Genomic DNA, 16,457 nt, shown 5'->3' with positions numbered 1-16,457 from the left:
ATTAATCCCGGAGACCTTCTACTGATGGAATAATCGCCCAGGGATATGATAAGCTCATGTAGAGTTATCATATCCCTAAACAGAGGAGGGAAATCTATGAGCCGTTTGATCACAGGGAACACTTATTATGGATTTCAGGTTGTTAATGAGGAATTTATCCCGGAGAACGAATCCAACGTATTCACGCTGGAACATCTGAAGAGCGGCGCCAGGCTGCTGTTCGTGCAGAATCAGGATGACAACAAGGTATTTAGTGTAAGCTTCAGGACCCCGCCTGAAGATAGTACGGGGGTCTTTCATATTTTGGAGCATTCCGTATTATGTGGTTCAGAGAAATATCCGGTCAAGGAACCTTTTGTAGAATTACTGAAAGGCTCGATGCAGACGTTCCTGAACGCATTTACGTTTGGGGATAAGACGATGTATCCGGTAGCGAGCCGGAACGATCAGGACTTCTCTAATTTGGTGGAGGTTTATCTGGATAGTGTTTTTCAACCAAATATTTATAAGCAACAAGAAATTTTTGAGCAAGAGGGCTGGCACTACGAGCTTCAGCATCCCGAAGATGAGTTAATCTATAAAGGCGTGGTTTACAACGAGATGAAAGGTTCATATTCCTCGCCGACTACGGTATTGATGGATAGAATCAAAAAGTCATTGTATCCCGACACGATTTACCGTCATTCTTCAGGTGGAGATCCACAGGAAATTCCTGCGCTAACCTATGAGCAGTTTCTCAAGGCGCACAGCAATTATTATCATCCGTCTAACAGTTATTTTTATCTCTACGGAGACGTTAATATTGAAGAAAAGCTGCAATTTATAGACCAGGAATATCTTGGGTCTTATGAACGGAATAGCTTTGATACTTCCATTGCCCTACAACAGCCCATTGGAATGACGGAGCTGGTAGCGGATTATCCGATTCTGGAAGCAGAAGCAGCCACTGATAAGACTTATTTGAGTCTAAATTATGTGATTGGAACTTCTACTGATCGGGAACTGAACCTCGCTTTTGATATTTTAAAAAGCATGCTGATGGACAGCAACGCAGCTCCGCTCAAGCAAGCCTTGCTCGAAAGCGGATTGGGCAAAGACGCGTTTGCTTTTTATTCCGACAGTATGGTTCAACCGCTGCTAGGTATTACGCTGACGCATTCCAATGCCTCATCCAAAGATGCCTTTGTGGAGCTGGTGAAGACTACATTAAAGCGTTTGGTCCAGGACGGACTAGATGAGAAGCTGGTGCTGGCAGCGGTCAACAGTAAGGAATTTGAGCTGCGGGAAGCGGACTTTAACCAGTATCCGAAGGGTCTTACTTACAATATCGAAGTGATGAAATCCTGGCTCTATGACGGTCAGCCGACTACTCACATGCGCTATGAAGAGGTGCTCACGGGCATTCGGGAAAAGCTTGCGGACCGTTATTTTGAGAAGCTGATTGAGGACTATTTGCTGAACAGTGATCATTGCAGTGTGGTGGTACTGACCCCGTCCAAGACGATCGCAGCGGAAAAGGAAGCATCCACTCAGCATCAATTGAGTGAATACAAAGCGTCACTGCAACCAGATCAGTTGGAGCAGCTTGTTCAGAGTACACAGCATCTTCTGGCGCGGCAGAGTCGTGCGGATGCAGCCGAAGATTTACAGAAGCTACCGAGCTTGTCTTTACAGGATATTAACCGCAGCGTAGAAACTCAGGTGCCGACCCATGAACAAATCCATGAGGGCATAAAGGTGATCCACCATGAGGTAGCTACCCATAAGATTGCCTACTGCAAGCTTTATTGGGATACGGGTGTTATAGCTCCTGAACGAATTCCTTATTTGGTGCTATTGGCAGAGGTATTGGGCCAAATGGAGACTGCCTCTTACGCTATTAAAGAGCTCACCAGTGAAATCGGGATCAAAACCGGGGGCGTATATTTCAGGAATGAGCTCTATGGCGCTGCAAAAGCTACGGGGGCGAGTTATCAGCCTAAATTCTCTGCGCTGGTGAAGGTGATGGCGGGGCATATTGGTGAATCACTGGACCTACTGCGAGAGATACTCTATACAAGTGCGCTCGACAATCTGACCAAGCTGCAGGAAATCGTCCGCCGGGAAGCCTCGCAGATGGAATCGATTCTGAATCAAAGAGGGAATGAGATTGCGGCCAGCCGTCTGATGTCCTATTTCTCGGATATGGGAGCTTATCAGGAACAACAGGGCGGTGTTACTTATTACCGCTTTATCCGCGAGCTTGCGGAGACGTTCGACCAACAGGGAGCTCAGGTGGCAGACACACTGAAGGGCATCTGTGGGGATTTGTTCAATAAAAACAATTTGATCATCAGCGTGACTGGTACGCCTGATTTGTATGAAGAATTCATAGCTAATGCAGCGAAGCTGGGTATCCAGGATCGGCCAGTAGTAAATAGGCCTAAGATTACGGCACAGGGACATGCGGACAATGAAGGATTCATGTCTTCCAGCCAGGTGCAATATGTGGTTAAGGGATACGACTTCACTAAGCTAGGATTCACATATTCAGGCAAAATGCAGGTGCTCAAGAAAATCATGAGCCTTACCTATCTGTGGAATGCCGTACGTGTGAAGGGCGGTGCGTATGGCGGAAACCTGGTTCTGCGCAGAGATGGGATAATGATGTTCACCTCCTACCGTGATCCGAATTTGCAGGAGACGCTGGAGGTTTATGATCAGGCTTATCGATTTGTTGAGGGGTATGAAGCAGATCCCGATGAGATGACCAAAGCGATCATTGGTACCTTATCTATGCTGGATCAGCCTCTTAGTCCCAGCGCACAGGGACGGCGGGCGGACCGACATTATTTTGAACAGGTGACGGAGGCCGAGCTGCAGCGAGAGCGGGATGAAATCTTGTCGACAACACCGGAAGATATCAGACAGTACACCGATTTACTTAAGGCTGTGACGGAACAGAACTATTTCACTGTAGTCGGCAATGCGTCCAAGCTGAAATCGAAAACCGCTTTATTCGGAAAGCTGGAAGAACTTGTGAAGTGAGTTTCTCTAATCGCTCCTTTTCAGTACATGTCTACGGGCATGTGCTGGAGAGGGGCGTTTTTTAATAAGGTGAACTAAAAAAACATTCTACAAAGGAACAGCGGCCGGAAGTCCAAACATTCACCGCAGTCATGTACTTACCTAAAAGGAAAAATAAATCAGTTTATTTAGTTAGAACATTGACAGTTAGAGTTCTTACTATTATGATAATGATGTTACTTAGAGTTCTAACTAATACGAATGCGGAGGAAATAATAATGAGCAAACCCGTTGAAAATACACCATTTTCTAATTTGATTCGAGAGATCGGGATGAAACTAAAAAGTACAGCTGACGCCAGGCTGAATGAGCTAGGGCTGAATTCACAGCAAGGACGCATGATCGGTTATATTTTTGAGCATCAAGAAAAAGGTGTGATTCAAAAGGATTTGGCGGAAGTCTTTAATAGAAAAGGGGCGAGTATCACCAGCATGCTTCAAGGGTTAGAAAAGAAAGGTTATATCAAGCGTGTCACACCTGAAAATGACGAACGGCAGAAGAGCATTTTTGTTTTGGAAAAGGGCGCTCTTTTGGTCGAGGAGTTCAATGAGATTTTCTCTGAGGTAGAAGCAAGCATTACAAAAGCACTCAGTCCGGAAGAAACAGCAAACTTAAAGTCTTTACTGCAAAAAGTTAATTCAAGTCTATAAACGTTCGGAGGGTTAATCATGGAAACAGAAGTCTCCAATCAATATTATTTAGAATCGGCGCCGATCAAGAAGGCAATTGCTCATTTATCCATTCCTATGATGATCGGGATGTCTGTAGGTACCATCTATAATGTAATCAATGCTTATTTCATTGGCTTACTCCACAATACTAGTATGCTGACTGCCATTACGCTGGGTCTACCCATTTTCACAGTTTTAATGGCCTTTGGGAATATGCTTGGCGTAGGTGGCGGAACATTTATTACAAGGCTCGCGGGGCAAAAGGATACGGAGAAGGGAAAGAAGGTTGCCGGATACACTTTTTATGGAAGCATTATAGTGGGTATTCTTATTGCTCTAATAGCGATGTTAGCGATTGATCCAATTACGCGATTACTAGGCGCAGATGCTGCTACTCTAGACTTTACTAAGGCTTATGCTTTGACCCTTTTTGCCGGTGGATTTGCCATTGTGCTTAATTTTGCCTTGGAACAGCTAGTCCGTTCCGAAGGTGCCTCCAAAGAATCGATGTATGGTATCTTTATTAGTACGGCTTTAAGTTTAATTTTTGATCCACTCTTTATTCTTGTGTTGAAATGGCATGTGGCAGGTGCTGCGTTGGCGATGGTTTTAGCGAATGTGGGTTCCGCGATTTATTATGTCTATTTTTTAGAAACGAAAAGTGAGCATTTAAGGGGATTTTTGAAGCATTTCAAGATATCTGTTCGTGATCAATTAGAAGTATACAAAATAGGTGTATCGGAGTTATTGCAATTTAGTTTTGTGATTGTGAGCACGCTTTTGTTAAATAACTTCGCGATTCAATATGGAGAAAATGTGGTTGCCGGATTTGGTGTGGCCTTAAGAATTGTGCAAGTTCCGGAGTTCTTATCAATGGGCTTATTCTTAGGTTTGATTCCGCTATTTGCGTTTAACTTTGCTAGTCAAAATATGGCGAGACTTAAATCAACGATTAAACATGCTTTTGCCTATATCGGAGGTATTGCTTTTGTCTTTGTAGGTCTAGTGTTTCTGTTTAGAGGAACGATCCTGCATTTCTTCTCTAATGATCCTTCAGTGTTAAGTATGGGAACTTATATTTTGGTAGCCATGCTGATTTCTGCTTTATTTAATGGATTTACAGGTTTGTTTATGAGTATTTTTCAAGCGACAGGACAGGGAGTACCAACCAACATTATGGCCATCACACAAGGCGTATTGTTTATCCCTATGATTATCGTGTTACATTCTGTCTTTGGACTTCATGGCGTGATCTGGTCAATGACCATAACAGAAGTTATAACGAGCTTAATGGGCGTCATCTTGTTTATGATTTTTAGTAAAAAGCTGAAAAGCACGGGTGGGGATGGAAAAGGTGTTGTAGAGGTTGCGTCCGTGTAAAACGATCTCTGCTATACGTGGAAAAATAGAAATGTAGTGGATGGCGGGAGCATGGCTCGCGCTTTTTTTACAAATATAAGAAAGTATAAGTTTTACAATATACTTTATGTCTTATATTTCTCGCATAAACACCTTTGGCGTCCTTATAAGGACGCCAAAGGTGTTTATACTTGGTTGTCTAGAAAATTTCGTAACTAAAGGATAGGTAAAATTAGTTCCAAAATGAACAATTCTAGTTCTTATGATCAACGCCTACTTTTTCTACAATTATGGATAAGTAAAGGAGGAGAACTATGATACGAAAATTTCATCTTAAAATGGATACGCGCGAAGCAATCGCTGGGTATTTATTCGTCGCTCCACTGATGTTGGGGCTGATCATCTTGACCTTGATCCCAGTGCTGGGCTCACTGCTGTTAAGCTTCACGAACTGGAACTTTGTGGCTGGGTTAGGGGGGATTAAGTTCGCGGGCATGGATAATTTCATAAGGCTGTTTCATGATGATGCTTTTATGAAAAGCTTGCTGAACAATCTGCTCTTTATTATCACAGTACCGGTTACGATCATCGTTGCTCTGCTGTTAGCGATCCTGATTGATAAACAGGTGTTCCTGAAGGACTTGTTTAAAGTGATTTACTTCCTACCCTACATCTCCAGTGTAGTTGCCATCGCTATGGTTTGGCAGGTAATGTTTCATCCCTCATTAGGACCTGTCAATCAATTCCTGATGTCACTGGGGTGGAGTAATCCGCCAAAATGGTTAGCTGATATCCATTATGCTTTGCCGTCGCTTATGTTGATCCAGATTTGGATTCAGCTCGGGTACAACATTATTATTTTTATCGCTGGGTTACAGAGTATTCCGAAGGACCTTTATGAAGCGGCTGATATTGATGGGGCTAATAGCTGGCGGAAATTCCGCAATATCACGGTTCCCTGCATTTCGCCAACTACCTTTTTCCTGCTGGTTACAGGGGTCATTGGTTCATTTAAAATCTTCGATCTGATTCAAGTGCTGACACAGGGTGGACCGGCCAACTCCACGACCGTTATCGTTTATGAGCTATATGACACCGCCTTCAATCAATTGAAGACTGGTTATGCCTCTAGCATGGCACTTGTACTGTTCCTCATCTGCCTAATCATTACAGCCCTGCAGATGTTAGCGCAAAAAAAATGGGTCAATTATTAAAGGCAGAAAGGAGAAATTACAGTGAGAAAAGAGCTTCTATCCAGAACCATCTGGACAATCGCAATGGGCCTGCTAGGCATCGCATTTCTTTTACCATTTCTATGGATGTTGTCCACTTCCTTTAAACTGGAGAAAGATGTATTTAACTTTCCAATTCAATGGTTGCCACAGCAGTGGAACCTCATTGAAAATTATAAACAGGTTTGGTCGGGTGACTTCGCTCGCTATTATGGAAATTCCATTTATATTACGCTAGCCACGACTATAATTAATGTGCTGATATGCGCACTGGCTGCTTATGGGTTCTCCAAGCTGCGTTTTCCGGGTAGAGATGCGATGTTTGTAGTTGTATTGGCCCTTTACATGGTTCCTCCGCAGGCTTCGCTGGTTCCACAGTTTCTACTATTTAACTGGCTGAATCTGATTGATACGCATTTAGGATTGATCTTAATTAACAGCTTTAGTATTATCGGTGCGTTTATGCTCAAGCAATTTTTTATGGGGGTAAACAACGAGTATCTTGAATCGGCGCGGATGGATGGAGCAGGTCATTTTCGTTCTTTTCTACAAATTGCATTTCCGCTGATCCGTCCCGCTGTAGCTACTTATGCTATTCTGCGTTTTATCTGGACCTGGAACGACTATCAGTACCCACTCATTTTTTTGAAATCTAAAGAGCTGTTTACTATTCAGTTAGGTATTCGGTTGTTTGGGGACCAATACGGGGATGTTTATTCCCTCATGATGGCTGGTGCGGTATCTGCAATTCTGCCACTGCTGATTATTTTTGCTCTCGGTCAGAAGCAGGTTATTGAGGGAATTGCCCTCGGAGGCGTGAAAGGATAATAAAAGTCAAAATAGTTTCTCTTCGGTAGAATATGAGAACTTTCCTCGTCTATCCTGCATGTTAGGATGTTCTTGTAAGCAGTTACATAGCTTTGGCTGTAAAGCGAGGTATACCCAACACATTTATAGGAGGGTCTATATGAAAAAGAAATTATTATCCGTGCTTATGATCACATCTATGGCGTTGTCATTGGCCGCTTGCGGTGGAAATGCGAAAACAAATAATGCAGGAGCAACAGATGCGCCTGATGCTGGTGGAAATAAGGAGCCTGCAGCAGAGAAGGTTACGTTGAAGCTGAGTACCTGGCAGACGGAAGCCAAAGCGAAGTGGAGTACGATTATCGCAGAGTTTGAGAAGGCGCATCCCGACATTCATGTAGAAGTGGATCTACTGAATGAAAAAGGCGATTCAGTAGCCTCTATGCAGAAACTGGATTTGATGGCCGCTGCAAGTGACCCGCTGGATATTGTCGAACTGCCGTATACCAACTATTCGCAGCGAGCAGATATCGGTGTGTTAGCACCGATGGACGAATATATTCAGAAAGAAGGGTATAAGCTCTCCGATGAATATCTAGTGGACACTACGGTCAATGGCAAAGTCTATGCGTTACCGTCATCTATGCAGCGCTGGTTCGTGCTTCTTAACAAAGAAATGCTAGATGAGGCTGGTCTGCCGGTTCCGACCGACTGGACTTGGGCGGATTTCGAAGAGTATGCCAAGAAATTGACCAAGGGTGAGGGCGCAACGAAGCGTTTTGGCGCATATCTGCACAATTGGCCAGATTATTTCCAACTCCAGCTGATGAGTAAACCTGAGGATAATACTTTTCTGAAATCTGACGGAACCTCCAATGCCCTGGACCCGCAATTTAAGGCTAATCTGCAGATGATGAAGAAAATGATGTACGAAGATAAGAGTGCTACTCCTTACGAGGATATTATTTCGCAGAAGCTTGCCTACCGGAATCAGTATTTTAATGGTTTAGCAGCGATGCTTCCGATGGGTGACTGGATGGTTGCGGAATCGGGTGGAACGGATGCCATTCCAGCAACCTTCGTTACCGCGTTTGCGCCGATCCCTCGACTGGATAGTGAGAGCAAACATTACTCACCTGTTCAGCCAACCTACATGGGGATCGCTGCTAAATCCAAGCATAAGGAAGCTGCTTACACCTTTGTACGCTGGTATACCTCAGAAGGACTGGAAATTGGCGGACGTGTCTTCTCTGGCTGGGCGAAATCGGATACGAACAAATTGGTGGATACGATTGTGAGTGGTTCTAAGGATCCATCTATGATTGATGTTGAATCCCTGAAATATACGATGGAGAATTCGGCACCTGGTGCGACGCAAGTTCCGGCTAAATATGCGGATGAAGCTAAGAACAACGTTATTCCAGAAGCGGAAATGTATCTCCTTGGCCAACAGGATCTGGATGTCACCGTTACCAATATCGATAAGAAAATTTCGGAAGTCGTTCAGAACAACAGCGGAAAGTAGGCGGAGACTGATTGTACGCTTCCCCAAGGGGGCTTATAATGTGGGGGCAGGAAAGCATTTCTGCCTCCTGCTCCAAATTTAAAACAGATATGGGGCCTGTCATCCGTGTTTAGAAAGCATCAATCACTTCGAATGAAACTTGTCTGGTCTTCAATGATTTGCGTACTGATCCCGCTAGTCTGCATTTACATGGTTACAGATTATTTAACCCGGGATCTGATTCTGGAGAAGGCCGTTGGCAGCGCAAGAGAATCTCTCAATGCGTCCAGTGCCAATATGAATGCCATTTTTGAACAAACGCTGGAGCAGTCCAATTTTGTGCTTCAGAACAGCGAAATCAGGCAGATGATGTCTGCTGTTCCAGAGTCGCTCCATTCAGCGAAAGAGATCATCCAGTATAACCGTATGTCGCGGATGCTGGATGATATGTTCGTTCTTTCAGAGTATTTGAAAGTGACACTAATCGGTAAGAATGGATTTATTTATACGAGTTATCCTTATAGCGACTTTAATCCGAAAACCTTTTACAGCGAGCGTTGGATGTCACTATTGAAACAAACTCAGCCGATTTCGACTTTCTGGAGAGCGGAGCACGACACCTACTACAACTATTCTGATAAGGGCTCAGCCAATTGGGTAACTATTGCGAGACCTATACAATCGACCTCCAGCAGCACGATCGGATATATGATTATCAACATCAATGAGCGTAAACTCCGCCCTTATCTGAACAATGACAATGGCAAAGAGATGATGCTTTTGGATGACAAGGGAACTGTAGTCTCACATGCTGATCCAGCCCGAATTGGTGAAACAATGACGTGGTGGAAAAAGGAAGGTCGGCTTGATACTGTCGAGATCAGTGGGGAGAAATTTTTGTATGTTGACCAGGAGCTGAGCAGCAACAGATGGCAGATGGTGAGCATTATCCCTATGAAGGCGGCATTGTCAAAGAATAAACAGATTTTATTTATCAGCTTAGCCGTGCAAATTCTATTCTTTACCTTCTTTTCCGTTCTCTTAACCGTTCTAATCTCTAAGCTGACTCAGCCCATCGTGAAATTAAGTGCTTTTGTAAAGCGAATAGGTCGTGGTCAATTGGACGAACGTTCGCTAATCCGTGGGAATAATGAGGCGGCTCAACTGGCTCGTACCATCGACCAAATGTTAGATCGAATCGAGTCGATGATTGAACAAATCACCTATGAGCAAACAGGAAAAAGAAAAGCTGAACTGGAAATGCTGCAGGCACAGATCAATCCGCACTTTATGTTTAATCTGTTGAATTCGATCCGGTTAAATATTCTGATGCAAGGAGACAAGGAGAACGCCGAGTTGATTGGTTCGTTGTCGTCTTTGCTCCGTATGACCTTTAACAGAGACAATGAGTTTATCCCGCTTCGTGAGGAGACAGATACGATATCTCATTATGTGACTTTGATGAATTTTCGTCATGCCAATCAGGTCAGGCTGGAAATGAATTTAGCAGACGGAACTGCTGAAGCACTGGTGCCTCGGTTTATGATTCAGCCTATGATCGAGAATGCCATCATCCATGGTTTCGAGCAGTTTGGTGGTGAGATCTTTATTGAAGCTCGTATTATTACAACTACAGGAACCTTGGTTATCACCATTAAGGATAATGGTATCGGAATGTCACAGGAGAATTTAAAAAGACTTCGTGAAACCGCATACAGTAGTGAGCAAATTGCAGAAGAGGACAGAAAAGGATTCTCCGGCATAGGCTTACGTAATGTGGCCCAACGCCTCAGTATGATTTATGGTGCTTCATTTAAGTTGAATATATCAAGCGAACCTGATGTGGGTACGGAGATTTGTTTGGAGTTTCCACTGAACTACGGAAAGGTGGGTATAGAGAATGCTGACGGCAATTTTGGTGGATGATGACTATCCGGTTATCCGTTATTTGTCGCAAGCCGTGTCATGGAGTGAGCTCGGGATTGAACTCACCGGATGTTATTATAGCGGTCTTGAGGCTTGGGAAAAAGCACGGCAGAATCCACCGGATCTGATTATCACCGATATTGGCATGCCTAAGATGAACGGACTGGAGATGCTTGAGAAATTCAGAGCGATGAAGCCCGGAATTCGTGCGATTATTCTGTCCTGCCACAACGAGTTCAAATACGCTCAGCAGGCGCTGAAATTAAACGTAGGAGAATATATTTTAAAAGAATCACTGAATATCGAGCAGCTGGAACATGCACTCAGAACACTTGTGAAGGAAGTGGGTCTGAACAGGCAGCAGCATACCGAGATGCAGGTATATAAGCAAAAGCAATCACAAAACCGTGCTGCGCTAAAAGAAAAGTTTCTAAAAGATACGTTATACCAATCTTGGGACAAGGTAGCTTGGATCGAGCAAGCCCGGTCAAACGGAATTATGATCCATGCCAAGACCTACATTCCAATGCTTATAGTGATTGACCGTCCAGAGGAAGCTTCACGGGTGCGCCGTATGAGTGAATATACGATTTCTTTTGCCGTCGAGAATATTATGCAGGAAGTGCTTGAGGCTGATCACAGTTTATTTATTTCGAGATACAGCCATAAGGAGATTGTTATTCTTTTCTGCAGCGACCAGTCTTCCAGAGACCACCAAGCGATCTATCATTCCATTCAAAATGCAGCCTCTGCGGTACAGAAATATCTCAAGCTGTCTGTCTCCTGCATATTTGGTGCTGAGGCGCGCAGTCCTGAGGAAATTCGCGGAACACTGCAGCGGATGCTAAAGGAGAAGATTCAGCGGTTTTATTTTCCAGCGGCGGGCATTCACCGTTTTGAAGAGATTAGCTTTTCGCGGGATGATATTTATGCCGAATATGGAAGTCTGTACGCTGTTATTAATGATGATATTGCCCTGAATAGGGAAACAGAGCTTCGTGTTCATGTAAAGGAATGGCGAGAATGGGTGGCAACGCAAAAGTTTCATCCAAATGAAGTTAAGGAATGTGTTCTCCGGTTGCTGATGGACTTGCAATTGAAGACGAAACAGCTGCTCCAGTCTCCATTGCCTATGGCCGAAGAAAAGCTGTTTAGCGTGGTGAGTGACATTGATACCCTCGAGCATTTGGAAGAGTGGCTAGTTCAGTACTTGGAAGAATTAGCGCGGAAAATAAGTATATTCTCTATTAAGTCCAAACGGAGCGAAGTTATTAAAGCCCAGCAGTTCGTGATCAGTCATGTAACGGAGAAAATAACGCTGGAGGACATGGCTGGACGCTTGAACTTGAATGCCAGCTATTTCAGCCGCTTGTTTAAACGGGAAACAAACCAGAATTTCATCGAATATGTAAATATGCTAAAGCTTCAGAAGGCAAAAGAGCTGCTTAATCAGTCTGGAAAGACTGTGGAAGAGATCTCCGAGTATCTGGGATATGCCAACAAAAGTTATTTTATCAAGCTGTTTAAACGGGAAATGGGCATGAGGCCTAGTGAATATGCGGCTTGGCATTGAGTTTGGATTGGAGGAACCATTACTGTGGAACTGAAGGGTACTAAAAATGAATTACAAATGTTCTTAAATGACCTATATGCTCCGCTGGATAGTCGATTTACTTCTGGATGTGCAGGAATCGATATGGGAGCTACAGGATCAATATACAATGAAGCTACCGCGCTTATGGAAGCCTTCGCTCGTCCGTTATGGGGGCTTGTTCCCCATGCCAGCGGGGGAGGGGAGAGTGCGCTTTGGCCGAAGTTCCTCGAGGGGATCGTCAATGGGACTGACCCTGAACATGAAGAATACTGGGGTGAATTCTCAACCAAAGACCAGCGTATGGTGGAACAGGCTGTGCTGGGACTGGGGCTTGCTCTTGCGCCGCATAAGCTGTGGGAGCCGCTGAGTGATGTTCAGAAAATGCAGGTATATAACTGGTTGAACCAGATCAATCATGTGGATCGTTCGAACCCGAATAACTGGCTGATGTTCACGGTTCTTGTGAATGTGGGCTTTAAGAAAGTCGGATTGCCCTACGATAAAGAGATAATGAATAATTATTTGGAGAAGATTGATACCTACTACTTGAGTGATGGCTGGTATTCCGACGGGCTGACCGATCAGAGAGACTATTATATTGCTTTTGCTATGCATTATTATACGCTGATATATGCTAAATTGATGGCGGATGATGATCCTCAGAGGGCTGCAGTTTACCGGGAAAGATCCGCGCAATTTGCCAAAGATTTTATGTATTGGTTTGCTGAGGACGGAAGTGCGATTCCTTTCGGACGTAGTCTGACCTATCGTTTTGCGCAGGTCTCTTTCTGGAGTGCGCTGGTGTATGCTGAGGTCCTTCCTTTTTCATATGGCGTTCTCAAAGGAATTATAATGCGTCATTTTCGTTGGTGGTTTGAGAAGCCTATTGTGGGAATAGACGGATTACTAAGTATCGGATATGCTTACCCGAATCTGGTAATGACGGAGAACTACAATGCCCCCGGATCACCGTATTGGGCCTTTAAAGCTATGCTTATTCTTGCCTTGCCGGACGATCATCCTTTTTGGCAAGCGGAAGAAGAACCACTGCCTGTATTGAAAGAGATGTTACCACTCGAAGAGGCACGTATGCTGGTGAGTCGTCCGGAAGGAAATAAGCATGTTATTGCCTATACCTCTGGTCAGATGGCTAACTTTGATATGGCCCATAGCGCAGCTAAATATTCCAAGTTTGCTTACTCCACGCTGTTCGGATTCAGTGTGCCGAAGGCGGGTTATGGCTTAGTTCAAGGCGCTTACGACTCTACATTAGCATTGTGTGAATGCGATGAACATTACCGGGTACGCAGATTCTGCGAGATGTGGGAAATTGGAGAGAATTATGTATATTCACGCTGGCATCCCTGGAGCGATGTACATGTGAAGACATGGATTATTCCAGCGGGTCTGTGGCATGTCCGTATTCACAGCATTCATAGCGCCCGGTGTCTCGACGTAGCGGAGGGTGGATTTGCCATTGGCCAGTCTGCTGGCTTCTCACGCAGTGATCGGGAAATCATTCATGTATCTAACACTGCTGTCTCGGTGCAATTGCCCTGGGGAATCAGTGCCATACATATGCTAAGCGGTTTTGACCGGGGAGAATGCGTGCTACCCGAACCGAATACTAATCTGCTGAAGCCTCGGACGTTTCTTCCGAGCTTGATCTCCAGATTGGAGCCGGGAGATCAGGTACTGATATCTGCTGTCTTTGGAGCAACGAATACTCCGGAGAATCAGGCCAGTCTGGCTTCGCCGCCGCTTATTCAGTGGCAGTCAGACGGAAGGATTGCTGTATACGATCCTAGTAACGATGCACTTTTGCATACTGTTGATTTATTGGAAAGGAGCAACAAAGATGTGGACTAAGGCCATTGAGGATGCGATTCACAAAATTGGGAGTAACATTACTAACCATCCGGGCAAACTGCCCCATATCGCCGAGGGGCAACAGTACGAATGGGGAGACAATGATGATTGGATAGAGGGATTCTATGTGGGCATGATGTGGCTTGCCTACGAATATGGTAAAGATTCATTCTTTAAGGAGGCGGCAGCCTCATGGCTAGGGGACTTCAAGCATCGTTTGGATCAGCACATCGCTTTAGATCATCATGATATTGGCTTTTTGTATTCACTAACTGCAGTAGCGGAGTGGGAAATAACAGGCAGTGAAGCGGCGCGGGCTGTCGGTCTGCAGGCTGCAGATACGTTGTGTAAACGCTGGCGTGAAACAGCTGGAATCCTCCAGGCTTGGGGTCTAGAGAGTGATCCTGAGAACGGGGGGCGTATCATTATTGACTGTTTGATGAATTTGCCTCTGCTGTTCTGGGCTGCGGAGGAAACGGGGGACAATCGCTACTATGATATAGCCCTTCAGCATGCGTTAAAGAGCCGAAAATTTCTTGTGCGCGGGGATGATTCCTCTTATCATACTTTTTACTTTGATCCGGCTACGGGGAGTGCGATTCGTGGAGGAACTCATCAAGGGTATGAGGATGGTTCGACCTGGACTCGTGGTCAAGCCTGGGGAATATACGGTTTTGCGCTGGCGTATCGCTATACGCAGAATGAGGATTTTCTTATTACTTCTAAAAGCCTGGCTCATTATTTTATAAGCCATCTTCCGGAGGATAGTGTGGCTTATTGGGATTTCGATGTGCCTGTGGAAGCGGGGACCCCTCGCGACAGCTCGGCTTCAGCCATTGCGGCTTCCGGTCTTTTGGAGTTGCTGGATCTTCTGGACGCAGATGACCCGGACCGTGCTATTTATGAAGCAGCCTTACTCCGCAGCATGAAATCCTTAGCGGAACATTATGCGACATCCGGAAATCCGGAGGCGGAGGGGCTTCTAAAGCATGGTTCCTATCATGTCAGAGGTGGACGTGTGCCTGATGGCCATATGATTTGGGGAGACTATTATTATTTGGAAGCGCTGATCCGCATGCAGACCGGAATCCGAGGATATTGGTAGTAGGGTGAATGGAACAACGGTCCATTCACGTAGTGACCACAACGAGCGTCAACATACATCCTAATCTGAAAGTAAAGGGAGAGTTCCACAGCCATTTCATGGCTTGTGGGACCCTCCCTTTTTGTGATGTGCGTGTATTTATTCTCCATACAACATTCCTGTCTATATGAACTGATTATGTATTTGGATGTTGTGTGGATTCCCGAATGATCAGATGGGTAGGAAGGAGAACTTCTATAAAAGGCTCCTCGGGATGATCAATGCGCCAGAAGAGTTGTTCTATAGCTTTTCGTCCAAAGTAAGACAAATCTACATCCATCGTTGTAGTCAAAGGAGTTGTTATCCGCGATAACTGTCCATTATCAAAGCTCACAATAGATACATCTTGGGGGATCTGATACCCAAGCTTGTACATCACGGAATTGATCAAGAACCCAAAGCCGTCATTGACACAGAACCAAGCCGTAGGCTGCTTATCCAACTTTTGTACAGCGTTGAACACATCATCCATTTCTTCAATGGCACGATCGAACACCCATATTGGGTTGTATTCAATGGCAGATTGGTATAGAGCCAGGCGATAACCTTCTAAACGCTCGTAATAGCTTGGTGAGAATTGAATATTGCCGATGAAGCCAATACGGGTATGTCCCAATTCAATTAAATGCTGCACCGCTGTATAAGCGGCATAACGATTATTGGTAAGAATACTATCGGCCTTAAGATCAGGGTGATGGTGATCAATTAACACGGTGGGAATCCCTGTGCCCGTCACTGCTTGAATATATGGGGTCGTAATATGGGACAGAATCAAGATTCCTTCTACGGAAGGATCAAATAATATAGGAGGCAGAATCAATTGTTCGGAAGCGTGATGATCAATAGATTGAATAACCATACGCTTATTTCGCTTCGCTGCTTCCTTCTCAATACTCAAATAAATTTCTCCAAAAAAGTTACGTTTGGAAAATGCAAATTCTGATGCCAAAATGACAAAGGTTCCAGCTTCTTCTTCTGTGCTTTTGCGCCCTCGCGAATAGGTGTAACCCATTTCATTCGCAGTATCGATAATTAACTGTCTCGTTTCCTCACTCACACCGTCTTTACCGGACAGAGCCTGAGAAACAGAGTTCTTCGATATATTCAATCGATCGGCGATATCTTGCATTGTTACCTTCACCTTCATGCGAAGATACGTCCTTTCTAATTAGAAGTGTAATGAATATTCTTCCATACTGTCTCTCATAATACTAAAGATTATGCTGTAAAACTACATTACAACTATAAATTATTTTAACATTACAAACCATTTAAGTAAAGTTAA

The 16,457-nt window shown here is 44.5% G+C and carries 11 protein-coding genes; 10 read left to right on the top strand and 1 reads right to left on the bottom strand.

Annotated features, from left to right (window positions below; translation table 11 throughout):
* Positions 1-96: 96 nt before the first annotated feature.
* The 10 genes from MHI27_RS23035 (at position 97) to MHI27_RS22990 (ending at position 15,133) form a co-directional block, all read left to right on the top strand.
* Entirely contained in the window at positions 97-3,027 is a 2,931-nt protein-coding gene (locus tag MHI27_RS23035; RefSeq protein ID WP_405174792.1) for an insulinase family protein, read from the top strand.
* Positions 3,028-3,284: 257 nt separating this feature from the next.
* On the top strand, positions 3,285-3,716 hold the full coding sequence (locus MHI27_RS23030) for a MarR family winged helix-turn-helix transcriptional regulator (RefSeq protein ID WP_405174791.1): 432 nt from the start codon (positions 3,285-3,287) through the stop codon (positions 3,714-3,716).
* A gap of 18 nt (positions 3,717-3,734) precedes the next feature.
* Entirely contained in the window at positions 3,735-5,117 is a 1,383-nt protein-coding gene (locus MHI27_RS23025) for an MATE family efflux transporter (protein WP_076284706.1), read from the top strand.
* 293 nt (positions 5,118-5,410) lie between these two features.
* Positions 5,411-6,310, top strand: a complete 900-nt coding sequence (locus MHI27_RS23020; protein ID WP_076284705.1) for a carbohydrate ABC transporter permease — start codon at positions 5,411-5,413, stop codon at positions 6,308-6,310.
* Between the two features lie 63 nt (positions 6,311-6,373).
* Positions 6,374-7,156, top strand: coding sequence for a carbohydrate ABC transporter permease (locus tag MHI27_RS23015; RefSeq protein WP_283912227.1), 783 nt, complete (start codon positions 6,374-6,376; stop codon positions 7,154-7,156).
* Positions 7,157-7,295: 139 nt separating this feature from the next.
* Positions 7,296-8,660: an ABC transporter substrate-binding protein gene (locus tag MHI27_RS23010; protein ID WP_405174790.1), complete on the top strand. Its 1,365-nt coding sequence runs from the start codon at positions 7,296-7,298 to the stop codon at positions 8,658-8,660.
* A gap of 105 nt (positions 8,661-8,765) precedes the next feature.
* On the top strand, positions 8,766-10,565 hold the full coding sequence (locus MHI27_RS23005) for a sensor histidine kinase (protein WP_405174789.1): 1,800 nt from the start codon (positions 8,766-8,768) through the stop codon (positions 10,563-10,565).
* Complete coding sequence (locus MHI27_RS23000; RefSeq protein ID WP_042190710.1) at positions 10,540-12,138, top strand: helix-turn-helix domain-containing protein; 1,599 nt, start codon at positions 10,540-10,542, stop codon at positions 12,136-12,138. The genes MHI27_RS23005 and MHI27_RS23000 overlap by 26 nt, the downstream gene beginning before the upstream one ends.
* Positions 12,139-12,162: 24 nt before the next feature.
* A complete protein-coding gene (locus MHI27_RS22995; protein ID WP_405174788.1) occupies positions 12,163-14,028 on the top strand; it encodes a DUF2264 domain-containing protein in 1,866 nt (621 codons plus the stop codon).
* Positions 14,018-15,133: a glycoside hydrolase family 88 protein gene (locus MHI27_RS22990; RefSeq protein WP_405174787.1), complete on the top strand. Its 1,116-nt coding sequence runs from the start codon at positions 14,018-14,020 to the stop codon at positions 15,131-15,133. The genes MHI27_RS22995 and MHI27_RS22990 overlap by 11 nt, the downstream gene beginning before the upstream one ends.
* Positions 15,134-15,308: 175 nt before the next feature.
* On the opposite strand, the gene MHI27_RS22985 is transcribed toward MHI27_RS22990, so the two are convergent.
* Positions 15,309-16,319 carry a LacI family DNA-binding transcriptional regulator gene (locus tag MHI27_RS22985; RefSeq protein ID WP_076284701.1) on the bottom strand — a complete coding sequence of 337 codons (1,011 nt, stop codon included), beginning with the start codon at positions 16,317-16,319 and terminating at the stop codon, positions 15,309-15,311.
* Positions 16,320-16,457: the final 138 nt, after the last annotated feature.

The organism is Paenibacillus sp. FSL H8-0261, from assembly GCF_045040645.1.
Lineage (GTDB): Bacteria > Bacillota > Bacilli > Paenibacillales > Paenibacillaceae > Paenibacillus_AQ.
This window is presented reverse-complemented; position numbering and strand designations above follow the sequence as displayed.

Excerpts from the sequence above, each read along its gene's own strand:
- MHI27_RS23035 (WP_405174792.1), top strand. The coding sequence starts at position 97 with ATGAGCCGTTTGATCACAGGGAACACTTATTATGGATTTCAGGTTGTT.
- MHI27_RS23030 (WP_405174791.1), top strand. The coding sequence starts at position 3,285 with ATGAGCAAACCCGTTGAAAATACACCATTTTCTAATTTGATTCGAGAG.
- MHI27_RS23025 (WP_076284706.1), top strand. The coding sequence starts at position 3,735 with ATGGAAACAGAAGTCTCCAATCAATATTATTTAGAATCGGCGCCGATC.
- MHI27_RS23020 (WP_076284705.1), top strand. The coding sequence starts at position 5,411 with ATGATACGAAAATTTCATCTTAAAATGGATACGCGCGAAGCAATCGCT.
- MHI27_RS23015 (WP_283912227.1), top strand. The coding sequence starts at position 6,374 with ATGGGCCTGCTAGGCATCGCATTTCTTTTACCATTTCTATGGATGTTG.
- MHI27_RS23010 (WP_405174790.1), top strand. The coding sequence starts at position 7,296 with ATGAAAAAGAAATTATTATCCGTGCTTATGATCACATCTATGGCGTTG.
- MHI27_RS23000 (WP_042190710.1), top strand. The coding sequence starts at position 10,540 with ATGCTGACGGCAATTTTGGTGGATGATGACTATCCGGTTATCCGTTAT.
- MHI27_RS22990 (WP_405174787.1), top strand. The coding sequence starts at position 14,018 with ATGTGGACTAAGGCCATTGAGGATGCGATTCACAAAATTGGGAGTAAC.
- MHI27_RS22985 (WP_076284701.1), bottom strand. The coding sequence starts at position 16,319 with ATGAAGGTGAAGGTAACAATGCAAGATATCGCCGATCGATTGAATATA.